Source organism: Nocardia sp. NBC_01329 (assembly GCF_035956715.1).
In the GTDB taxonomy this organism is placed as follows: domain Bacteria; phylum Actinomycetota; class Actinomycetes; order Mycobacteriales; family Mycobacteriaceae; genus Nocardia.
Genome location: NZ_CP108381.1, coordinates 1,403,473 through 1,425,073, shown reverse-complemented (window position 1 = coordinate 1,425,073; position 21,601 = coordinate 1,403,473). Strand labels below are relative to the sequence as shown.

Sequence of the window (21,601 nt, the reverse complement as noted above, 5' to 3'; positions counted from 1 at the left end):
TCTAGGCAACCCCGAAGAAGCTCTGAGCCTTCCGCACCGCAGCGACCAGCTTGTCCACCTCGTCCACGGTGTTGTACAGCGCGAACGAGGCGCGGGCGGTCGCGGCGATACCGAAACGACGGTGCAGCGGCCAGGCACAGTGGTGGCCCACCCGGATGGCCACGCCCTCGTCGTCCAGGATCTGCCCCAGATCGTGGGCGTGGATCCCCTCGGCGAGGAAAGCGACCGCGCCACCACGATCGACGTTCTCGGTCGGGCCGATGATCCGCACACCCGGTACGGAACCCAGCCCGGTGAGCGCGGCATCGACGAGAGTGTGCTCGTGGGCGGCCACCGCGTCCATCCCGATCTCGTCCAGATACCGCACCGCGGCACCCAGCCCGATGACCTGCGAGGTCATCGGTACTCCGGCCTCGAATCGCTGCGGCGGCGGCGCATAGGTGGTCTTCTCCATGGTCACTGTTTCGATCATGGAACCACCGGTGATGAAGGGCGGGGTCTCCGCGAGCAGCGCGCGTTTCCCGTAGAGCACACCGACTCCGGACGGCCCGAGCATCTTGTGCCCGGAGAACGCCGCGTAGTCCACATCCAGCGCGTGGAAGTCGACCGGCGCGTGCGGTACCGACTGGCAGGCGTCGAGCACCACCAGCGCACCGACGGCCCGGGCCCGGCGGACGAGTTCCGCGACCGGCGCCACCGCACCGGTGACATTGGACTGGTGGGAGAAGGCGACGACCTTGGTGGCCGGCGACAGCTCGAGCGAATCCAGGTCGATCCGGCCGTCCTCGGTCACGCCGTACCAGCGCAGGGTGGCACCGGTACGACGGGCCAGCTCCTGCCACGGCACCAGGTTCGCGTGATGCTCCAGTTCGGTGATCACGATCTCGTCGCCCGGACCGACGTGATACGGGAACCGGTCGTCGGCGAACGAGTAGGTCACCAGGTTCAGCGATTCGGTCGCGTTCTTGGTGAACACGATCTCATCGGCCGCGGCGCCCACGAACCGCGCGATCTGCGCGCGGGCGTCCTCGTAGGCGTCGGTGGCCTCCTCCGAGAGCTGGTGCGCACCGCGATGGACCGCGGAATTGCTCTCCAGGAGAAAGGCACGTTCGGCGTCCAGTACCGCCAGCGGCCGCTGCGCGGTAGCCCCGGAATCCAGGTACACCAGCGGCTTCCCGTCCCGGACCGTACGGTTCAGAATCGGGAAGTCGGCCCGGATCCGGGCGACGTCGAAGGCGGGAAGGGTCGCGGTCATCTCAGGCTCCGGCTCCTGCGGTCTGGGTGAACTTCACATAGCCGTTCGCATCGAGTTCCTCGGCCAGTTCCGCACCGCCCTCGGCGACGATGCGCCCGCCCACGAACACGTGCACGAACTGCGGCTGGATATAGCGCAGAATGCGGGTGTAGTGGGTGATCAGCAGCACCCCGCCGCTCTCCCGCTCCCGGTAGCGGTTCACGCCCTCGGAGACGATACGCAGTGCGTCCACGTCGAGACCGGAGTCGGTTTCGTCGAGAATGGCGATCTTCGGCTTGAGCAGGCCCAGCTGCAGGATCTCGTGGCGCTTCTTCTCACCACCGGAGAAACCCTCGTTCACACTGCGATCGGCGAAGGCGGCGTCGATATCGAGTTCGTTCATCGACTCCTTCACCTCCTTGACCCAGTGCCGCAGCTTGGGCGCCTCACCGCGCACCGCGGTCGCGGCCGTGCGCAGGAAGTTCGACATCGAGACACCGGGAACCTCGACCGGGTACTGCATGGCCAGGAACAGTCCGGCCCGCGCCCGCTCGTCCACCGACATCTCCAGGACGTCCTCACCGTCGAGGGTGATCGAACCTGAGGTGACGGTGTACTTGGGATGCCCGGCGATGGCATAGGACAGCGTCGACTTACCGGAGCCGTTGGGGCCCATGATGGCGTGTGTCTCGCCGGATTTCACGGTGAGGTTCACACCGTTGAGGATCTTGACGGTGTCCCCGTCCGGGGTGGCGACCTCGGCGTGCAGGTCCTTGATTTCCAGGGTGGTCATAAGGTGTCGAATTCCTTCGGTGGCTGTGGGCTGGGTGGTCAGACGCCGACCGCGGCGAGTTCGGCCTCGATGGCCGCCTCGAGCCGCTCGGCGACCTCGCCGACCCCGATCTTGTGGATGATCTCGTGGAAGAAACCACGCACCACCAGGCGGCGGGCGGCGTCTTCCGGAATACCGCGGGCACGCAGATAGAACAGCTGCTCGTCGTCGAACCGGCCGGTCGCCGACGCGTGGCCCGCGCCGACGATCTCACCGGTCTCGATCTCGAGGTTCGGCACCGAATCGGCGCGGGCACCGTCGGTGAGGACCAGGTTGCGGTTGATCTCGAACGTGTCGGTTCCCTCGGCGGCGGCCCGGATCAGCACATCCCCGACCCAGACCGTGCGAGCGTCGCCCTTGGGCGAATCGGGATCACCCTGGAGCGCGCCCTTGTACAGCACGTTCGATTTGCAGTGCGGCACCGCGTGATCGATCAGCAGACGCTGTTCGAAATGCTGGCCGGCGTCGGCGAAGTACAGGCCGAGCAGTTCGGCGTCACCGCCCGGGCCCGCGTAGCGGACATTGCCGGTGAGCCGGACCAGTTCGCCACCGAGGGTGACCGCGATATGCCGCAGTACCGCGTCGCGACCCACCAGGGCGTGGTGTGCGGTGGCGTGCACGACATCGTCGGCCCAGTCCTGCACCGCCACCACGGTCAGCTTGGCGCTGTCGCCGAGCACGAATTCGATGTTCTCGGCGTAGGTTCCACTACCGCGCTGGTCGATCACTACGGTGGCGACGGCGAATTCGGCCAACCGCACCTGCAGGTGACCGTAGGCGGTCTTCCCTTCACCCGGTCCGGTGATCCGCACGACGACGGGTTCGGCGACCTCGATCTCCGTACCCACCGAGATGACCGTCGCCTGTGCGAAGCCGGAGTACGCCTGGGCGGCGACCCGGTCGGACGGGGTACCGCCCTGCCCCAGGCGGGAATCGTCGCGACCCACGGTCTCCACGGTGACACCGGTGACCTGCCCGATCTCGACGCCGGCTTGCCCATCGGCGGTAGCGGTGCCGTTGTGCAGGCCGCGCAGCCGGCGCAGCGGAGTGAACCGCCACGCCTCGTCCTTACCGGAGGGGATCTCGAAGGCATTCACATCGAAGGAGGTGAACACCTCCCCCTTGTTGATCGCCGGCCGGCGAGCCTCGGCGGCCTCGGAAAGATTCGAAGGCCCACTGGTTGTGTTGATCGGATCGCTCACAAGCTCGCTCATCAGCCGACGGCCCCTTCCATCTGCAGTTCGATCAGCCGGTTGAGTTCCAGGGCGTACTCCATCGGGAGCTCCTTGGCGATGGGCTCGACGAAGCCGCGCACCACCATGGCCATTGCCTCGTCCTCGGTCATCCCGCGGCTCATGAGGTAGAACAGCTGCTCCTCGGACACCTTCGACACCGTCGCCTCGTGCCCCATGGTCACGTCGTCCTCGCGGATATCGACGTAGGGGTAGGTGTCGGAGCGGCTGATCGTGTCGACCAGCAGCGCATCGCATTTCACCGTCGACTTGGATCCGTGCGCGCCCTTGTTGACCTGTACCAGACCGCGGTAGGAGGCGCGGCCACCGCCGCGGGCCACCGATTTGGACACGATGGTCGAGGAGGTGTGCGGGGCCAGGTGCAACATCTTGGCGCCGGTGTCCTGGTGCTGCCCCTCACCGGCGAAGGCGACCGAGAGCACCTCGCCCTTGGCGTGCTCACCGGTCATCCAGACGGCCGGGTACTTCATGGTGACCTTGGAGCCGATATTGCCGTCGATCCATTCCATGGTCGCGCCCGCCTCGGCCTTGGCCCGCTTGGTGACCAGGTTGTAGACGTTGTTCGACCAGTTCTGGATGGTCGTGTAGCGGCAGCGGCCGCCCTTCTTCACGATGATCTCGACGACCGCCGAGTGCAGCGAATCGGATTTGTAGATCGGCGCGGTGCAGCCCTCGACGTAGTGCACGTAGGCATCCTCGTCGACGATGATCAGAGTGCGCTCGAACTGGCCCATGTTCTCGGTGTTGATCCGGAAGTAGGCCTGCAGCGGAATGTCCACGTGCACGCCCGGCGGCACATAGATGAACGAGCCACCCGACCACACCGAGGTGTTCAGCGCGGAGAACTTGTTGTCCCCGGCCGGGATGACCGAGCCGAAGTACTCGCGGAAGATCTCCGGGTGCTCCTTCAGCGCGGTATCGGTGTCGAGGAAGATGACGCCCTGCTGCTCCAGGTCCTCGCGGATCTGGTGGTAGACGACTTCGCTCTCGTACTGAGCGGCGACACCCGAGACCAGCCGCTGCTTCTCCGCCTCCGGGATACCCAGCTTGTCGTAGGTGTTGCGGATGTCCTCGGGCAGGTCCTCCCAGCTCTCGGCCTGCTTCTCGGTCGAGCGCACGAAGTACTTGATGTTGTCGAAGTCGATACCGTCGAGGTTGGAACCCCAGTTCGGCATGGGCTTCCGGTCGAAGATGCGCAGCGCCTTGAGCCGGTTCTCCAGCATCCAGGCCGGCTCGTCCTTCTTGGCCGAGATATCGCGAACGACCTCCTCGGACAGACCACGCTGCGCGCTGGCTCCCGCCGCGTCCGAATCGGCCCAGCCGTACCCGTAATTGCCCAGTGAGGCGATGGCCTCCTCCTGGGTGAGCGGTGGCACCTGGTCGGTGGTGGTCGTCATTCGGCGCTCCTTCCGGAGTCGTTCGGTGCGTCCGTTGCGGGCTGTGCAACGGTTGAGGATGAAGTGTTGTTCGGTCGGTCGGCGACTGCGGTCGGCAGCACCGTCAGCGGCACATGGGTGGTGCAGGCGCAATCACCGTTGGCGATGGTGGCCAGCCGCTGGACGTGCGTGCCCAGAACCTCCCGGAAAGCCTCGAGTTCGGCCTCGCACAACTCCGGGAACTCTTCGGCGACGTGGGCGACCGGGCAGTGGTGCTGGCAGATCTGCACGCCCGCGCCTACCCGGCGGGTACTGGCGGCGAAGCCCGCGTCCGACAGCGCGGTGGCGATCTCCGCGGCCTTCTCTACGGTGCCGGACTGCACCGTAGCGCCCTGGGCGCCGGAGCTGTTCGCGGCGGATTCCGGGAGATGCGCGGGCAGCGGTTCGATCCCGTCGACGAGGGTGCGCGCGCGTTTACGAGCGAACGCGGTGACGGCCTCCCCGCCTCCGATCTCGCGCAGCTGGCGGATGGCCGCACCGGCCAGATCGTCGTAGGCGTGGCCGAGCATGCCACGCCCGGCGGCGGTGAGCTGATATTGCTTGGCCGGGCGGCCGCGACCCTTCTGCTGCCAGGGTGCCGAACGCCCGGCGCGGGCCTGGCCCGATTCGATGAGCGCGTCCAGGTGCCTGCGCACTCCCGCCGGAGCAAGGCCCAGGGCACTACCTATCGCGGTGGCGGTGATCGGCCCTTCCTCCAGCAGCAACCGGACGATAGCGGCGCGGGTATGTCCCTCACCACCGGACGCGGGCACGCCGACGGACCCGGTACCGGCGCGGTGACCAGCCCTTTCGTCCGCATTCGGCAAACCCATAGTTTTCACAACATCAGTGTGGCGGAATTCGTTCCCGAAATCTAATAAGGGTGCCCTGAACAGGAGGGTCGCCCCAGGGCGCCGCATCGGGCCGAAATTCGCGAAATCGCCTGCTCGGGCGAGAAACACCCGCTCGTGACGCTCCCACCGGATCAATGGAGTGATGTGCTTCACTGCACCGGGGATTCACCGCGCTTCCCGGTTCGGCGCCGGTTGATTTGCTGCCCGGACGCACTGCCACGATCTACCCGTCGGCGTCGGCAAGGCCATCGCATACTCACCCGCGAACCCGAGGGGACGTTCACGGAACCCCGGGGCGTCCGGCATCGGATCGCCCACCGACCGTCACGGTAGCTGAAAGGTGTCCGACCCCGTATCCGGCGAGCACGGCCGGGCGAACGTGCGGTGATTCCGCCGGCCTCCCCGACAAGATGCTCCGGGCCGGGGGCGAACAGCGCCTCCGGCGAACTAGTCTCGGTGACCGTGGCAGGACAGGCAGGCGCCCCGGGCGCAGTAGCGTCGCGCGGGCAACGCGCGCCGAACGGGCAGCGCGCGCTGAAACTGGTGCGGCGCGCACTCGGGCTGGATGTACCGCCCCCGGACCACACCATCGCGATTCTGCACAGCGACGAAACCGAGGTCCCGGGCCTCGATCGCCGGGAGCGGGCACAGCTGGACCGGATCCGGTTGATGGGCGCCACCGGCACCGTACTCATGGCGATCAGCGCCCTCGGTATCGGCGCTCAACCGGTCCACCAGAACCCGACCTCGGGAATGCGGGTCCTCGGCATCTTCGCGCGGGCGCATACCGGGTCGCTGGCCATGTGCATGGTCGGCACGGTGACCGTCGTGCTGGCGTGGCTGCTGCTGGGGCGGTTCGCCGTCGGCGGATTCGGCGGGTCGCCATTGCACCGGCTCACCCGGCGCCAGTTCGATCGCACGTTGCTGCTCTGGATCATTCCGCTGTGCGTGGCACCGCCGATGTTCAGCAACGATGTCTACTCCTATCTCGCGCAGAGCGAGATCGCCGCCCGCGGCATCGACCCCTATCAGGAAGGTCCCGTCGCGGGCCTGGGCATCGACAATGTCCTCACCAACAACGTCCCCAATATCTGGCGCGAGACGCCGGCACCGTACGGGCCGTTGTTCCTGTGGATAGGCCACGGGATCGCCGAGCTCACCGGGGAGAACATCCTCGCCGGAGTCTGGGTACACCGGCTGCTGGCGCTGGTGGGGGTGGCGCTCATCGTCTGGGCGCTGCCGCGCCTGTCCGTGCGCTGCGGGGTGGCCCCGGTGAGCGCGCTGTGGCTGGGGGTGGCCAATCCCCTGGTGCTGTTCCATCTCATCGGGGGCGTGCACAACGACGCGCTGATGCTGGGTCTGATGCTGGCCGGTCTCGAATTCGTGCTGCGCGCGATCCACGGGGTCCCCGGCAACGGCGGACCACCACCGCTGGACGGCCGCGGCTGGGCCCTGCTGATCGGCGGGGCGGTCGTCATCAGCCTGTCTTCGTCGGTCAAGGTCACCTCGATCATCGCGCTGGGATTCGCCGGAATGGCCCTGGCCCGCCGGTGGGGCCCGGGGCTGCGGCCGATCCTGGCCGCAGCCGGGTTGCTCGGACTGATCGCGGTGATGGTGACGATGGTGATCAGCACCGTGAGCGGGCTCGGCTTCGGCTGGCTCAATACGTTGAACACGGCCAGTGCGGTGCGCAGCTGGATGTCGCTACCCACGGCGCTGGGTATCGTCACCGGATTCGGCGGCGTACTGCTCGGCTTGGGCGATCACACCACCGCGCTGCTGAGCATCACCCGGCCCATCGCCGCCGTAGTAGCGGGCTTCATCACCGTGCGCATGCTGGTCGCCACCTGGACCGGACGGCTGCATCCGGTCGGCGCGCTGGGGGTTTCGCTGGGCGCGATCGTGCTGCTGTTCCCGGTGGTCCAGCCCTGGTATCTACTCTGGGCCATCGTGCCGATGGCGGCCTGGGCCACCCGTCCGGTCTTCCGGGCGCCGGCGATCGGTATCTCCGCGGTGGTCAGCGTGATCCTGATGCCCCGTGGTGCCGATCTCGAGGTGTTCCAGATCGTGGGGTCGGCCGTGGCTACCGTGATCGTGTCGCTGCTGTTCATCGTGGTCACCCGGAATGCGCTGCCCTGGCGGACGCAGCAGGGGGTGTCGGCCCCGTCACAGCCGGCCGGGGCCTACGGTGGGACCTCGTGACCGCTTCCCTGGTACCCGCCGTTCAGGTGGACCACGTCGCCAAACGCTACGGCGAGACGATCGCGGTGGACGGTATCGGTTTCACCATCGAGCCCGCGCAGGTGTTCGCCCTTCTCGGGCCGAACGGCGCCGGTAAGACCACCACGGTGGAGATGTGCGAGGGCTTCGTCCGCCCGGATTCGGGGCAGGTGCGGGTACTCGGCCTCGACCCGATCGCCGATTCCGAACAGTTGCGGCCCCGGATCGGGGTGATGCTGCAGGGCGGCGGTGCCTATCCCGGCGCGCGGGCCGGGGAAATGCTGGATCTGGTCGCGTCCTATTCGGCGAAACCGCTGGACCCCGACTGGCTGCTCGGCGTCCTGGGCCTGGCCGACCATCGCCGGACTCCGTATCGCCGGTTGTCCGGCGGACAGCAGCAGCGGTTGTCGCTGGCCTGCGCGCTGGTGGGTCGCCCGGAGATCGTCTTCCTGGACGAGCCCACGGCCGGTATGGACGCGCAGGCGCGGATCATGGTGTGGGAGTTGATCGATGCGTTGCGGCGCGACGGTGTGAGCGTGTTGCTCACCACCCATCTCATGGACGAGGCCGAGGAGCTGGCCGATCATCTGGTGATCGTCGATCACGGGCGGATCGTCGCCTCCGGCACTCCGGCCGAGGTCACCGCGCACGGCGCGGCCGGTCAGTTACGTTTCGCGGCCCCACCGAAACTCGACCTCGAACTGTTGCGGATGGCACTCCCGGAGGGATTCGCCCCCAAAGAGACCAGTCCAGGGTCGTATCTGGTGGAGGGCGAAATCAATCCGCAGGTACTGGCCACGGTGACCGCGTGGTGTGCTCGGGTGAACGTGCTGGCCACCGATATCCGGATCGATCAGCGCCGCCTCGAGGACGTCTTCCTGGAATTGACCGGACGGGATCTGCGCGCGTGATTCGATACTGCGACACCTCCGCCGTCGCTACGGCCTGCGCGGACCGCATCCGACAGCTTCGAAACAGGCCGAGTGATGCGATCCTGCGCGGACCGCATCTGTCAGCTACTAGGAGTGCCGGTGACGACGCCTGATCGGACGACCAACCGCTTCGAACCGGGCACCTTCGCCCCGAGCCCGCGACCGGCGCCGCGACTGGCCATGTTGCTGGCGCAGACCCGGCTCGATCTGGTGTTGCTGCTGCGCAACGGCGAGCAGCTGCTGCTCACCATGTTCATTCCGATCACCCTCCTGATCGGGCTGGCGCTGCTCCCGTTCGGCGATATGGGTCCGGACAAGATCGACAAGATCGTGCCGGCGGTGATGATGGTGGCGGTGATGTCGACCGCGTTCACCGGACAGGCCATCGCCATCGGTTTCGACCGGCGTTACGGCGCACTGAAACGACTCGGCGCCACACCGCTGCCGCGCTGGGGGATCGTCGCGGGTAAGAGCGGCGCGGTCCTGCTCGTGGTGATCCTGCAGGCGGTCCTGCTCGGGTCGATCGGGGTGGCGCTGGGCTGGCGACCGACTCCGCTGGGCCTGTTGCTGGGCGCGGTCCTCATCGCGCTGGGCACCGCTACGTTCGCGGCGATGGGGCTGCTGCTGGGTGGCACGCTCAAGGCCGAAGTGGTGCTGGCGCTGGCCAATATCCTCTGGTTCGTCATGCTCGGTATCGCCAGTGTGGTCTTCGCCTCCAACGAACTACCCGCGGCGGTGCACACGCTGGTCCGGCTGGTGCCCTCGGGCGCGCTCGCGGTGGCGCTGGAACTCGCGCTCGCCGGCGGTGTCGACTGGCTGGGTGTCGGGGCGCTGATCGTCTGGGGCACCGTCGCCGGCCTGCTGGCAGCCCGCTGGTTCCGCTTCGAATAGCCGACCACGACAAGTTGTAGTAGTCCGCTCGTCGGCGGCCGCCGGCCGCCCGCTACCATCGTGACGTGCTGTATCGCGCATTCCTGCGACTCGTCGACCGGCTGCCGCTGCCATCGCGGCGCACCCAACTGCTGATCGCGCTCGCCGTCATCGCCTCCCAGGCCGGCATCGCCGTGACCGGGGCGGTCGTGCGGGTCACCGCCTCCGGTCTGGGCTGCCCCACCTGGCCACAGTGCTTCCCGGGAAGTTTCACCCCCGTCGGGGTCTCCGAAGTGGCCGTGATCCATCAGGCGGTGGAGTTCGGCAACCGCATGCTGGTCTTCGCGGTGACGCTGTGCGCCGCCCTCATCGTCCTCGCCGTCACCCGGGCCCGGCGCCGGCGCGAAGTGCTGGTGTATGCCTGGCTGATGCCCGCGGGAACCGTACTGCAGGCGGTCCTGGGCGGGATCACCGTACTGTCCGGCCTGCTGTGGTGGACGGTCGCCTTGCATCTGCTGGTCTCGATGCTGATGGTGTGGGTGGCCGCGGTGATGTACGCGAAGGTCGCCGCCCCCGACGACGGTGTCGAGACCGTGCGCGCACCGGAACCGCTGCGCTGGCTCACCGCACTGAGCGGGGTCGCCCTGGCCGGGGTGCTTGTCGCGGGCACGCTCGTGACCGGCGCCGGCCCCCATGCGGGTGATAAGAGCATCGATCGTCCGGTGGCCCGGCTCGAGGTGGAGATCGTCACGCTGGTGCATCTGCATTCGCAGCTGCTGGTCGGCTACCTCGCCCTGCTCGTCGGCCTCGCGTTCGGCCTCTTCGCGACCGGTATCACCACACCCGTTCGCGACCGCCTGTTCGTCCTGATCGGGCTGGTTCTCGCACAGTCGCTGGTGGGTGTCGTCCAGTACTTCACCGATGTCCCGCCGGCGCTGGTCGCGATCCATGTCGGCGGCGCGGCCCTGTGCACCGCGGCCACCGCCGCGCTGTGGGCTTCCCTGCGAACCCGCGAGCCCCTTCCCGCCGAGGTCACGGAAACGAGCGCCCAACCGGTCTGACACGGGCGTATCGGGAGACCGGCCGCCGCCGTGCCGCGGGCGACGGCCGTTCTCAGGTCGGGCTCGGCCCGTTCTGATAGCTGCGGGCGACCAGTGCGGAAGTGAGATACCACAGCCCGGTGGGGACAGCCGGATCGAATCCGGTCAGCATCCGGACCCTCTTGAGCCGGTAGTCGAGCGTATTGGTGTGCATATGCATGAGGCGGGCCGTGCGCTGTCGGTTGAAATTGTTCGCGATGTGCTGGCGCAGCGTCTCCAGCAGCTCGGGATGGTCGTCCAGCGGGTCGAGGATGGCGCTGAGATGTTCGCGCGCGGGCCCGGGCCGGGTGATCTGGAATTCCAATGCCAGATCGGTGAAGCGGTACAGGCCGCCCCCGTCGGCGATCCGCTGCACGGTGTCGAGGAGTTCGTGGGCGCGGTCGGTGGCGTCGGGAATTTCGGCGGTGGCCGCGGTGACCACGGTGGCGGTGACCGGCACCTGCGCGGCCTGCGCGAGACGCGCGATCAGTTCGTCGAGTGCCGCGTCGGGGAAACCGTCGGCCGGGAGCAGGACCGTGCCGCCGTCGATGCTGAGCAGCGAGAGCGCCTTCTCCCCGCAGCTGCGGGCCAGTTCGGCCTGAACCCGGCGTAGTTTGCGACGCGCCACGATACGGCCGTCGACCTGCTGCGCGGATTCGTCCGGATGTGGCGGCAGGGCCAGGGCCAGCACCTGGTAGGAGCCGGCGATCTCGATCCCGCATTCGCGGGCCATGGTGGCGGTACTGTGTCCGCCGAGCAGTGCCGAGGTGAGCGTATGCACAGCGGTGTGATGCTCGGAGACCACGCCCCGGTATTCGCCGACGTACGCCAGCGCCACTTCCGAGGTGATCGTGTCCAGGATCTCCAGCATCCGGCGGGCGGTGGCGACCAATGTCGCCGAATCCGAAGGTCCCGCGGTGGACATGATGCGGTCGAAACCGAGTTTGAAGCCCTCGTGGATAGCGTGATTGATGGTGTCGATCGGGATACCCTCGCGCGCCCATTCGGCGGCGGCCTCCCGGACCTGTTCGATCTTCTCCGGCAACTCCCGGCCGTCGAGCCGGCTCAGGGTGAGTTCCAGGCAGAGCCGCGTCACCGCGGTGACATCACCCTGGAGCGCGTCACCCGGCAGCGTGCCGCACGGTGCGACGTGCTCGACGAAATGACCGACCATCTGACGTGACAGGGCCGATACATCCCGTAGATGGTTCGAGATCGGACGGCCGGACACCGTGAGTCTGGACCGGGTCGGACTGCTGACCGTCATATCGGCTCCTTCTACCCCGGGGCTGACGCTCGAGGCCCTAACGGTAGCGCGAACCGGTTACTCGTCAGTAGTTTTTGCTCGGGAAACTGTTCGACCTACCTGATGCCCGTCGATGGACCTGTGAGCACCCACAGGTGTCACTTCTCGTTACGAGCCTTCGGAAACCGAGTCTGACCTGCCACCCAGCCGGCCATCTTCGCCCAGTGGCCCGTCCGCGGGGTGGTACGCGAGACCAATTCCCGATCCCAGCCCTCGGCGGCAGTGAGCCCGTCCACCGCGTCGACCACGGCCTGCGCGGTGGCCGCATCGGCGACCATCCGATCCCCGAGCACTCCGTCGGAACCGACCAGCGTTACCCGGACACCGCGGCGGCCGACCGGCTGCGCAACGGCCTCGGCCGAACCCCCGTGCTCGGCGATGAACTTGCGCACCGATTCGACGATCTCCCTCGGAGCGTCGACGGTGGTGGTGGAATCTGCACTCATACAGTGGAGTTTACCGACGAGTAGGACTGCGGCCGGGGCCCGGTCCGGACCACCTGGTCATCTTTCCCGGCAGCGGCCGTGGGCGCAGTTGCCGACCCCTGCATCCGACCCGGGCACACCCGTGTGTAGAACTGGATCCATGCGCGCGATCCAGGTAGACCGGCACGGCGGTCCGGAAGTGCTGACCCTCGCCGAGGTTCCCGATCCGGAGCCCGGACCGAATCAGCTACTGGTCGATATCGATGCCGTCGGTGTGAATTTCATCGACACTTATTTCCGCACCGGTACCTATCCGCGGCCCGTGCCCTACATTCCGGGTTCCGAGGGTACCGGAGTGGTGGCCGAAACAGGTTCCGAGGTCACCGGATTCGCCGTCGGCGACCGGGTGGCCTGGGCGGCCGGTCCGAACAGCTACGCCCCGCGCGGGGTGGTGGACGAAGCGGTCGCGGTGGCGGTGCCCGGCGATATCGATCCGGCAGTGGCGGCCTCGGCCTTGCTGCAGGGTATGACAGCGCACTATCTGATCGAATCGGTCTACCGTCCCGAACCGGGCGAGACGATCCTGGTTCATGCGGGTGCGGGCGGCGTGGGACTGCTGCTCACCCAACTTGCTGTTGCCCGGGATATCCGGGTGATCAGCACGGTGTCCTCCGACGAGAAGGAAGACCTGTCGCGCGGCGCGGGCGCCGGTGAGGTACTGCGCTACGGCGACGACCTCGCCGACCGGGTTCGCGAACTGACCGGCGGCGAGGGCGTCGCGGCGGTCTACGACGGCGTGGGCGCGGCCACCTTCGATGCCAGTCTCGCCTCGTTGCGGGTGCGCGGCACACTCGCGCTGTTCGGTGCGGCCAGCGGCCCGGTGCCGCCGGTGGATCTGCAACGCCTCAACGCGGCGGGTTCGGTGTTCGTGACCCGGCCCAATATCGCCCATTACACCCGCGATCGCGCCGAATTGGACTGGCGGGCCGGCGATATCTTCGAGGCCGTCGCCGACGGCTCGCTCACCGTCCGGATCGGCGCGACCTATCCGCTGGCCGAAGCCGAACAGGCGCACCGCGATCTGGAGAGCCGCCGGACCACCGGCTCGATCGTCCTGCTGCCCTGACTCGGGATATCGCGCTGCCGCCACGGCCGGACGGGTGCCGGTCGTAGTGGGTGCCCGACACGATTACCCCGCCGAGGCCCGGAAGCTCAGCCGAAGAAGACGTCGCCGAGGGTGGTCCAGCCGAGCACCGAGTCGACGGCCAGACCGCAGAACACCACCGCGAGGTAGTTGTTGGACTGCAGGAACAGGCGCAGCGGTTTGACCGATTCGCCCCGCCGGACCCCGGCGTAGAGCTGATGCGCCATCAGCAGGAACCAGGCACCGGCGACCAGCGCGACCGCTGCGTAGATCACCCCGGTAGCAGGTACCAGCGCCAGCGTCGTCAGCACGGTCAGCCAGGTGTAGACGACGATCTGTTTGGTCACGGTCTCTTCGGTGGCCACCACCGGCAGCATCGGCACTCCGGCCGCCCGGTAGTCCTCCTTGTAGCGCATGGCCAGCGCCCAGGTATGCGGCGGGGTCCAGAAGAAGATCACACCGAACAGCGCCAGGGCGGGCCAGCCGATCGTGCCGGTGACCGCCGACCAGCCGACGAGGGCGGGCATACAACCGGCCGCGCCGCCCCACACCACGTTCTGCGAGGTACGCCGCTTGAGACCGAGGGTATAGACGAAGACGTAGAACAGGATGGTCGCGACGACCAGCACACCGCTGAGCAGGTTTGCCTGCCACCACAGCCACGCGAACGAGCCGATACCCAGCACAACACCGAAAACGAAGGCGTGCGAGGTCGGTACCGCGTCACGGGCCAGTGGCCGCTTGGCGGTCCGCTTCATCACCTTGTCGATATCGGCGTCGGCCACGCAGTTGAGGGTGTTGGCGCTGGCCGCGCCCATCCAGCCGCCGAACAGGGTGGCCAGGATCAGCCGGATGTCGACCTGCCCGCGGTCGGCCAGCAGCATCGTGGGAATGGTGGCCACCAGCAACAGTTCGATGACACGTGGTTTGGTGAGCGCGACATAGGCGAGTGGGCGCCGCGCGACGCGGGCGAGCTTCGCACTGCCGAGGACGCGGTCCGCGGGTGCCGGGGCGGAATCGTGGGCGCCGCCGACCCCCGCGTCATGACCGATCCGCACTATCTCTCCTCGCACGCTGTGCTTCGCATCCGGTTTGGGAAGGAGCAGCGCGCGGCTGCGACGCGGCTACTACTACGCACGATGGTAGACCCACACTCGGTGTGCGCTGCCGCTCGCCCCTGTGCGCCCACCCGCGCGCCGGGTTGCCGGGTGCGCCCGTGCCGGCCGGCCACCGGGGCCATGCGGGCGATGACCGGCTCGCGGGACTAGCCGGGGGGCCTGCACGGGGGCGGCCGGGCGCAATTAGGGTATGGGGTGTATGCGGCGCCACAGTCACCGCGCCGTACCGGTTCGCCGCCCTGCCCGCCCCCAATTTCGACGCCTCGAAATGTCAGGAGAAACACGGTCGTGTCAGTGACAGACGACATCCGCGCCCTCACCCAGCCGAACCTTCCGGACGACTGGACGGATCTGGACACCAAAGCTGTCGACACCGTCCGGGTCCTCGCCGCCGACGCGGTGCAGACCGCGGGCAACGGCCACCCGGGTACCGCGATGAGTCTCGCGCCGCTGGCCTACACATTGTTCCAGCGCACCATGCGCCACGACCCAGCCGATCCCGAATGGGTCGGTCGCGACCGGTTCGTGCTGTCGTGCGGACACTCCAGCCTGACCCTCTACATCCAGCTCTATCTGGCGGGTTTCGGTCTGGAACTCGACGATCTGCGCAACCTGCGCAAGTGGGGTTCGCTGACCCCGGGCCACCCGGAGTACCGGCACACCAAGGGCGTGGAGATCACCACCGGGCCGCTGGGCCAGGGCCTGGCCTCCGCGGTGGGTATGGCGATGGCCGCCCGCCGCGAGCGCGGGCTGTTCGATCCCGAGGCCGAGACGGGTGCCAGCCCGTTCGATCACCACATCTACGTGATCGCCTCCGACGGCGATATGGAAGAGGGCGTCACCTCCGAGGCGTCCTCCCTCGCGGGCACCCAGCAGCTGGGCAACCTGGTGGTGATCTACGACGACAACAAGATCTCCATCGAGGACGACACCACCATCGCCTTCACCGAGGACGTGGCAGCCCGCTACGCGGCCTACGGCTGGCATGTCGAGGTGGTGGAGGGCGGCGAGGACGTCGTCGCGATCGAAGCCGCCTTGGCCGCGGCCAAGGCCGAGACCGGCAAACCGTCGATGATCCTGCTGCGCACCATCATCGGCTATCCGGCCCCCAACAAGATGAACACCGGTGCCTCGCACGGCGCCGCACTCGGGGCCGACGAAGTGGCCGGCACCAAACGCGCGCTCGGTTTCGATCCCGAGCAGAGCTTCGAGGTCACCGACGAGGTCATCGCGCACACCCGTAAGGCCGCCGAGCGTGGTGCGAAGGCGCACGCCGACTGGACTGTCGAATTCGACGCCTGGGCCCAGCGCGCGCCGGAGGCCAAGAAGCTGTTCGACCGGCTGTTCAACGGTCAGCTCCCCGCCGGCTGGGCCGACGGCCTGCCCACCTGGGAGCCCGATGCCAAGGGCCTGGCCACCCGTAAGGCCTCCGCCAAGGTGCTGGCCGCCCTGGGACCGGTGCTGCCGGAACTGTGGGGCGGTTCGGCCGACCTCGCCGAATCGAACAACACCACCATCCCGGATTCGCTGAGCTTCGGACCGGAATCCATCTCGACCGGGATGTGGAAGGCGAGCCCCTACGGCCGCACCCTGCATTTCGGGGTCCGTGAGCACGCGATGGGTTCGATCCTCAACGGCATCGCCCTGCACGGTCCCACCCGTCCCTACGGTGGCACCTTCCTGGTGTTCAGCGATTACATGCGTCCGGCCGTGCGGCTGGCCGCGCTCATGCGGGTACCGGTCACCTATGTCTGGACCCACGATTCGATCGGTCTCGGCGAGGACGGCCCGACCCACCAGCCGATCGAGCATCTAGCCGCCCTGCGCGCCATCCCGGGCCTGTCGGTGGTGCGCCCCGGCGATGCCAACGAGACCGCGTACGCCTGGCGCACGGTGATCGAGAAGCACAGCGGCAAACACAACTCGCCGTTCGTCTCGAGCGACGCCGTGGGCACCGGGGGCCCGGCAGCGCTGGCGCTGACCCGTCAGGACCTGCCGGTTCAGGAAGGCACCAGCCTCGAGGGTGTCGCCAAGGGCGGTTACATCCTGGCTGAGGCCTCCACCGGAGTACCGCGGGTGATCATCATCGCCACGGGCTCCGAGCTCCAACTCGCCGTGGCCGCGCGCACTACGCTGGAGGAGCAGGGCATCGGTACCCGGGTGGTCTCGATGCCCTGCGTGGAGTGGTTCGACGCGCAGGACAAGGCGTATCGCGACGAGGTGCTGCCCCCGGCGGTCGCCGCTCGAGTCGTCGTCGAGGCAGGTATCGCGATGCCGTGGTACCGGTTCACCGGCGACGCGGGCGAGATCGTTTCGATCGAGCATTTCGGCGCCTCGGCCGATTACAAGACCTTGTTCCGCGAGTTCGGCTTCACGCCGGAGGCTGTTGTGGCCGCTGCGCAGCGCACGCTCGACAATGTGAAGGGATAAGGGCCCATGGCACAGAACGAGAACATCGCCGCCTTGGCCGCGGCCGGGGTGTCGGTGTGGCTGGACGATCTGTCCCGCGATCGGATCGACTCCGGCAACCTCGCCGAACTGATCGCCACCCGCGGGATCGTCGGAATCACCACCAACCCGACCATCTTCCAGGGCGCCCTCAGCAAGGGGCACGCCTACGACGACCAGGTCCGTGAGCTCGCCGCCCGCGGCGCCGATGTCGACGCCGCGATCCGCACCATCACCACCGATGACGTCCGCGCGGCCTGCGATGTGCTGGCCCCGGTGTTCGAACAGACCGGCGGGGTCGACGGCCGGGTCTCCATCGAGGTCGACCCGCGCCTGGCCTTCGACGCCGACAAGACGGTCGCCCAGGCGGTCGAACTGTGGAAAATCGTCGACCGGCCGAACCTGTTCATCAAGATCCCGGCCACTGAGGCGGGCCTGCCCGCCATCACCGCGGTGATCGAGGAGGGCATCAGCGTGAACGTCACGCTGATCTTCTCGGTGGAGCGATACCGCTCGGTCATGGGCGCCTACCTCGACGGGCTGCGCAAAGCGCGGGTCGGCGGACACGATCTGGCCAAGATCCATTCGGTGGCGTCGTTCTTCGTATCACGGGTGGATACCGAAATCGACAAACGTCTCGAGGCCATCGGCACACCGGAAGCGCTGGCGCTGCGCGGTAAGGCCGGGGTGGCCAATGCCCGCCTGGCCTATGCCGAGTACGAAGACGTCTTCGCACCGGGTGGCGGTCACGTTTCCACCTATGATCACCTGGCCTCGGCCGGCGCCAACCGGCAGCGGCCGCTGTGGGCGTCGACCGGTGTCAAGAACCCCGACTACTCGGACACCCTCTACGTGACCGAACTGGTCGCGGCGAACACCGTGAACACGCTGCCGGAGAAGACGCTCGAGGCCGTCGCCGATCACGGCGAGGTCCGCGGGGACACCGTCTCCGGCACCGGCGCGGAAGCGGCCGAGGTCTTCGAGCAGTTGCGCGCGGCCGGTATCGATCTCGACGATGTGTTCGCGGTCCTCGAACGTGAGGGCGTGGAAAAGTTCGAGAAGTCCTGGGAGGAACTGCTGGAGGCCACCACGGGTGAACTCCGGTCCGCTGCATCGACGGCGTCCTCCGCGGGCCCCTCCGTGGCCACGCAGGCTACCTCCTCCGGGTCCGACGCGGCGGACGCGGGAGGTAACTGACTCAGATGGCCGGCGCTCCGGAGAGCACACAGACGGCATCCGGCACCCCGTGGCGTAATCCGCTGCGGGACAGCCGGGACAAACGGATTCCGCGGATCGCGGGCCCGTGCAGCATGGTGATCTTCGGGGTCACCGGAGATCTGTCCCGGCGCAAGCTCATGCCGGCCATCTACGATCTGGCGAACCGGGGGCTGCTGCCCCCGGGTTTCGCCCTCGTCGGCTTCGCCCGCCGGGAGATGTCGGACCGGGATTTCGGCGAGATCGTGCACGAGGCCGTCCGCGAACACGCGCGCACCCCGTTCCGCCAGGAGGTCTGGGACCACCTGGCCGAGGGGTTCCGTTTCGTCCAAGGCACTTTCGAGGACGGCGACGCGTTCGGCCGGCTCGCCGATACCCTGGCCCGGCTGGACGACGAGCGGGGCACCGGCGGCAATCACGCCTTCTACCTGTCGATTCCGCCGAACACCTTCCCGGTGGTGCTGGACCAACTACACCGCCACCAGTTGACCAGTTCGGCGGCCGCGCTCGGGCGCGCACCCTGGCGGCGGGTCGTGATCGAGAAACCGTTCGGGCACGATCTCGACAGCGCGCGTGAACTGAACGCACTGGTGAACCGGGTGTTCCCCGAGGAGACGGTGTTCCGGATCGACCATTATCTCGGCAAGGAGACGGTGCAGAACATTCTGGCGCTGCGTTTCGCCAACCAGTTGTTCGACCCGATCTGGAACGCCAACTACGTCGACCACGTCCAGATCACCATGGCCGAGGATATCGGCCTGGGCGGCCGAGCCGGCTACTACGACGGTATCGGCGCCGCCCGCGACGTGATCCAGAACCATCTGCTGCAGCTGCTCGCGCTCACCGCCATGGAGGAGCCGATCAGCTTCGAACCGCGGCAGTTGCAGAACGAGAAGATCAAGGTCCTCTCCGCCACCAAACTCGTCGAGCCGCTCGACGAGACCACCGCCCGCGGCCAGTACGCGGCCGGCTGGCAGGGCGGTCGGGAAGTGGTCGGTCTGCTGGACGAGGAAGGTTTCGATCCGCAGTCGCGCACCGAAACGTATGCCGCGCTGACCCTCGAGGTCGATACCCGGCGCTGGGCAGGCGTGCCGTTCTACCTGCGCACCGGTAAACGTCTGGGCCGCCGGGTCACCGAGATCGCGGTGGTGTTCAAACGCGCCCCGCATCTGCCCTTCGATCAGACCATGACGGCGGATCTCGGCGAGAACGCGCTGGTCATCCGGGTGCAGCCGGATGAGGGAATCACCATGCGGTTCGGGTCGAAGGTGCCCGGATCGTCGATGGAAGTGCGCGATGTGAATATGGACTTCAGTTACGGCGAGGCGTTCACCGAATCGTCTCCGGAGGCCTATGAGCGGCTGATCCTGGATGTACTGCTCGGCGAACCCTCGTTGTTCCCGGTCAATGCGGAGGTCGAATTGTCCTGGCGCATCCTGGATCCGGTACTCGCCCACTGGGCCGCCGACGGCAAACCCGAACAGTACGAGGCCGGCACCTGGGGCCCGGACTCCGCCGACGCGATGCTGGCCCGCACCGGCCGGGAATGGCGGCGGCCGTGATCATCGATATTCCCGACACCACCACCGGCGCCGTCACCAAACGACTGGTGCAGCTGCGCGAGAGCAACGGTGTGATCACCATGGGCCGGGTGCTGACCCTGGTGGTGTGCACGCTGGACAGTTCCGAGGCCGAGGAGGCCATCGACGCCGCCAACGATGCCAGTCGCGAACATCCCTGCCGGGTAGTGGTTCTCGCGCGCGGCGATCGGGAGGCGGCGACGCGGCTGGACGCGCAGATCCGCGTCGGCGGCGACGCGGGTGCCGCCGAGGTGATCGTGCTGCGGTTGCAGGGGCAGCTGGCGAACCACGAGAACAGTGTCGTCATCCCGTTTCTGCTGCCGGATACCCCGGTGGTGGCATGGTGGCCGCGCGGCGCCCCTGATTTCCCGTCGAAGGATTCGGTCGGCCGGCTGGCGACTCGGCGTATCACCGACGCGACCTTCGCCCCGGACCCGCAGGCGACCATCAAGAAGCGGCGCGATTCCTACGCGGCCGGGGATTCCGATCTGGCGTGGAGCCGGATCACCTACTGGCGGGCCCTGCTGGCCGCCGCGATGGACGAGCCCCCGTTCGAGCCCGTGCAGTCGGTCTCGGTGTCGGGGCTGCGTGACGAGCCGGCTCTGGACATCCTCGCGGGCTGGCTGGCCCGGCGGCTCGGTTGCCCGGTGTACCGGCGGACCGGAGATCTACGAGTCGAGCTGCGCCGGAAGTCGGTGACCATCGCCATCGCCCGCCCACAGACCGGTGTCACCGCCACCCTGACCCGCACCGGCGATCCCGTGCAGCGGATAGCGCTGCCGCGCCGCGAAACCCGTGACTGCCTGGCCGAGGAACTGCGCCGGCTGGACGCGGACGAGATCTATGCCGAGGCCCTGGCCGGAATCGAAGGGGTGACCTATGACCACTAGCTCCGAAGCAGCCGTCGAAGTGCATGCCGATGGCGACGCACTGACCACGGCCGCTGCCCGCCGGTTCGTCGAGATCCTGGTCGCCGCGCAGGCCGAACGCGGTTCGGCGTCGGTCGTGGTGACCGGCGGCGGCACCGGCATCACGCTGCTGGAGAAGGTCCGGAACGACCCGGGCGGTCTCGACTGGTCGAAACTCGAGGTGTTCTGGGGCGACGAACGTTTCGTCCCGGCCGGTGATCCGGAACGTAACGAACTCCAGGCCCATCAGGCCCTGCTCGACCATGTGCCCGTGGATCCGGCGCGGATCCACACGGTGGCCGCCTCCGACGGCGAGTACCCCGATCCGGTCGAGGCCGCCGCCGAATACGCCACCGCCGTACGCGCTCATCTCGCCGCCCACGGCGCGTTCGACCTGCATCTGCTCGGGATGGGACCGGACGGGCATATCAATTCGTTGTTCCCCGGTCACACCGATGCGATCGGCGAGGAGCGCGAATACGCCGTCGCAGTGACCGATTCCCCCAAACCACCGCCGGTGCGGGTCACGCTGACCTATCCCGCGATCCGCCGCTCCCGGCATGTGCTGCTGGTGGTCTCCGGCTCCGGGAAAGCCGATCCGGTGGCCGCGGCCGTAAAAGGCGCCGACCCACTCGAGATTCCGGCTGCCGGGGCACACGGGCAGGAATCCACCACGTGGCTGCTCGATAAGGACGCCGCCGCCGGTCTACGCTGACTGCCGCTGCAGGATCGACGATCTACGCACCCTGGCCCGGAGCATGGTCGGAT

The 21,601-nt window shown here is 67.8% G+C and carries 18 protein-coding genes; 10 read left to right on the top strand and 8 right to left on the bottom strand.

Annotated elements, in window-relative coordinates:
- Position 1: 1 nt before the first annotated feature.
- From OG405_RS06645 to OG405_RS06625, 5 genes are read right to left on the bottom strand one after another with little or no spacing between them, the layout of a single operon-like run.
- On the bottom strand, positions 2–1,255 hold the full coding sequence (locus tag OG405_RS06645) for a cysteine desulfurase (RefSeq protein WP_327150738.1): 1,254 nt from the start codon (positions 1,253–1,255) through the stop codon (positions 2–4).
- A gap of 1 nt (position 1,256) precedes the next feature.
- Positions 1,257–2,027: a Fe-S cluster assembly ATPase SufC gene (gene sufC, locus OG405_RS06640; RefSeq protein WP_327150737.1), complete on the bottom strand. Its 771-nt coding sequence runs from the start codon at positions 2,025–2,027 to the stop codon at positions 1,257–1,259.
- Positions 2,028–2,065: 38 nt separating this feature from the next.
- Positions 2,066–3,268 carry a Fe-S cluster assembly protein SufD gene (gene sufD / locus OG405_RS06635; protein WP_327152247.1) on the bottom strand — a complete coding sequence of 401 codons (1,203 nt, stop codon included), beginning with the start codon at positions 3,266–3,268 and terminating at the stop codon, positions 2,066–2,068.
- A gap of 11 nt (positions 3,269–3,279) precedes the next feature.
- A complete protein-coding gene (gene sufB / locus OG405_RS06630) occupies positions 3,280–4,716 on the bottom strand; it encodes a Fe-S cluster assembly protein SufB (RefSeq protein WP_327150736.1) in 1,437 nt (478 codons plus the stop codon).
- Positions 4,713–5,567 carry a helix-turn-helix transcriptional regulator gene (locus OG405_RS06625; RefSeq protein ID WP_442790730.1) on the bottom strand — a complete coding sequence of 285 codons (855 nt, stop codon included), beginning with the start codon at positions 5,565–5,567 and terminating at the stop codon, positions 4,713–4,715. Before OG405_RS06625 ends, sufB begins: the two co-directional genes overlap by 4 nt.
- 564 nt (positions 5,568–6,131) lie before the next feature.
- Between OG405_RS06625 and mptB the strand changes: the two genes are divergently transcribed.
- From mptB to OG405_RS06605, 4 genes are all read left to right on the top strand, one after another.
- On the top strand, positions 6,132–7,790 hold the full coding sequence (gene mptB, locus OG405_RS06620) for a polyprenol phosphomannose-dependent alpha 1,6 mannosyltransferase MptB (RefSeq protein WP_327152245.1): 1,659 nt from the start codon (positions 6,132–6,134) through the stop codon (positions 7,788–7,790).
- Entirely contained in the window at positions 7,787–8,719 is a 933-nt protein-coding gene (locus OG405_RS06615) for an ABC transporter ATP-binding protein (protein ID WP_327150735.1), read from the top strand. Before mptB ends, OG405_RS06615 begins: the two co-directional genes overlap by 4 nt.
- A gap of 120 nt (positions 8,720–8,839) precedes the next feature.
- Complete coding sequence (locus OG405_RS06610; RefSeq protein ID WP_327150734.1) at positions 8,840–9,631, top strand: ABC transporter permease; 792 nt, start codon at positions 8,840–8,842, stop codon at positions 9,629–9,631.
- 65 nt (positions 9,632–9,696) lie between these two features.
- A complete protein-coding gene (locus tag OG405_RS06605) occupies positions 9,697–10,671 on the top strand; it encodes a COX15/CtaA family protein (protein ID WP_327150733.1) in 975 nt (324 codons plus the stop codon).
- Between the two features lie 52 nt (positions 10,672–10,723).
- On the opposite strand, the gene OG405_RS06600 is transcribed toward OG405_RS06605, so the two are convergent.
- Both OG405_RS06600 and OG405_RS06595 read right to left on the bottom strand, forming a co-directional pair.
- Positions 10,724–11,956: a PucR family transcriptional regulator gene (locus tag OG405_RS06600; protein WP_327150732.1), complete on the bottom strand. Its 1,233-nt coding sequence runs from the start codon at positions 11,954–11,956 to the stop codon at positions 10,724–10,726.
- 137 nt (positions 11,957–12,093) lie between these two features.
- The gene (locus OG405_RS06595) at positions 12,094–12,441 is read right to left on the bottom strand and encodes a hypothetical protein (protein WP_327150731.1); all 348 of its coding nucleotides are present in this window, start codon (positions 12,439–12,441) and stop codon (positions 12,094–12,096) included.
- A 139-nt stretch (positions 12,442–12,580) separates the two neighbouring features.
- Here OG405_RS06595 and OG405_RS06590 point away from each other — a divergent pair, with 139 nt between their 5' ends.
- A complete protein-coding gene (locus tag OG405_RS06590) occupies positions 12,581–13,546 on the top strand; it encodes a quinone oxidoreductase family protein (RefSeq protein WP_327150730.1) in 966 nt (321 codons plus the stop codon).
- 86 nt (positions 13,547–13,632) lie between these two features.
- Here the strand turns inward: OG405_RS06590 and OG405_RS06585 are convergent, their stop codons facing one another.
- A complete protein-coding gene (locus tag OG405_RS06585; protein WP_327150729.1) occupies positions 13,633–14,622 on the bottom strand; it encodes a heme o synthase in 990 nt (329 codons plus the stop codon).
- Between the two features lie 348 nt (positions 14,623–14,970).
- Here OG405_RS06585 and tkt point away from each other — a divergent pair, with 348 nt between their 5' ends.
- From tkt to pgl, 5 genes are read left to right on the top strand one after another with little or no spacing between them, the layout of a single operon-like run.
- Positions 14,971–17,112 carry a transketolase gene (gene tkt / locus OG405_RS06580; RefSeq protein ID WP_327150728.1) on the top strand — a complete coding sequence of 714 codons (2,142 nt, stop codon included), beginning with the start codon at positions 14,971–14,973 and terminating at the stop codon, positions 17,110–17,112.
- A 6-nt stretch (positions 17,113–17,118) separates the two neighbouring features.
- Positions 17,119–18,327, top strand: coding sequence for a transaldolase (gene tal, locus OG405_RS06575; RefSeq protein ID WP_327150727.1), 1,209 nt, complete (start codon positions 17,119–17,121; stop codon positions 18,325–18,327).
- 5 nt (positions 18,328–18,332) lie between these two features.
- Complete coding sequence (zwf, locus tag OG405_RS06570) at positions 18,333–19,907, top strand: glucose-6-phosphate dehydrogenase (protein WP_327150726.1); 1,575 nt, start codon at positions 18,333–18,335, stop codon at positions 19,905–19,907.
- The gene (gene opcA, locus OG405_RS06565; protein ID WP_327150725.1) at positions 19,904–20,815 is read left to right on the top strand and encodes a glucose-6-phosphate dehydrogenase assembly protein OpcA; all 912 of its coding nucleotides are present in this window, start codon (positions 19,904–19,906) and stop codon (positions 20,813–20,815) included. The genes zwf and opcA overlap by 4 nt, the downstream gene beginning before the upstream one ends.
- Positions 20,805–21,548, top strand: a complete 744-nt coding sequence (pgl, locus tag OG405_RS06560; RefSeq protein ID WP_327150724.1) for a 6-phosphogluconolactonase — start codon at positions 20,805–20,807, stop codon at positions 21,546–21,548. Before opcA ends, pgl begins: the two co-directional genes overlap by 11 nt.
- Positions 21,549–21,601: the final 53 nt, after the last annotated feature.

What these genes read in the sequence shown, in the direction of transcription:
- OG405_RS06645 (WP_327150738.1), bottom strand. Translation starts at nt 1,255, where the DNA reads ATGACCGCGACCCTTCCCGCCTTCGACGTCGCCCGGATCCGGGCCGAC.
- sufC (WP_327150737.1), bottom strand. Translation starts at nt 2,027, where the DNA reads ATGACCACCCTGGAAATCAAGGACCTGCACGCCGAGGTCGCCACCCCG.
- sufB (WP_327150736.1), bottom strand. Translation starts at nt 4,716, where the DNA reads ATGACGACCACCACCGACCAGGTGCCACCGCTCACCCAGGAGGAGGCC.
- OG405_RS06625 (WP_442790730.1), bottom strand. Translation starts at nt 5,567, where the DNA reads ATGGGTTTGCCGAATGCGGACGAAAGGGCTGGTCACCGCGCCGGTACC.
- OG405_RS06600 (WP_327150732.1), bottom strand. Translation starts at nt 11,956, where the DNA reads ATGACGGTCAGCAGTCCGACCCGGTCCAGACTCACGGTGTCCGGCCGT.
- OG405_RS06595 (WP_327150731.1), bottom strand. Translation starts at nt 12,441, where the DNA reads ATGAGTGCAGATTCCACCACCACCGTCGACGCTCCGAGGGAGATCGTC.
- OG405_RS06590 (WP_327150730.1), top strand. Translation starts at nt 12,581, where the DNA reads ATGCGCGCGATCCAGGTAGACCGGCACGGCGGTCCGGAAGTGCTGACC.
- tal (WP_327150727.1), top strand. Translation starts at nt 17,119, where the DNA reads ATGGCACAGAACGAGAACATCGCCGCCTTGGCCGCGGCCGGGGTGTCG.
- zwf (WP_327150726.1), top strand. Translation starts at nt 18,333, where the DNA reads ATGGCCGGCGCTCCGGAGAGCACACAGACGGCATCCGGCACCCCGTGG.
- pgl (WP_327150724.1), top strand. Translation starts at nt 20,805, where the DNA reads ATGACCACTAGCTCCGAAGCAGCCGTCGAAGTGCATGCCGATGGCGAC.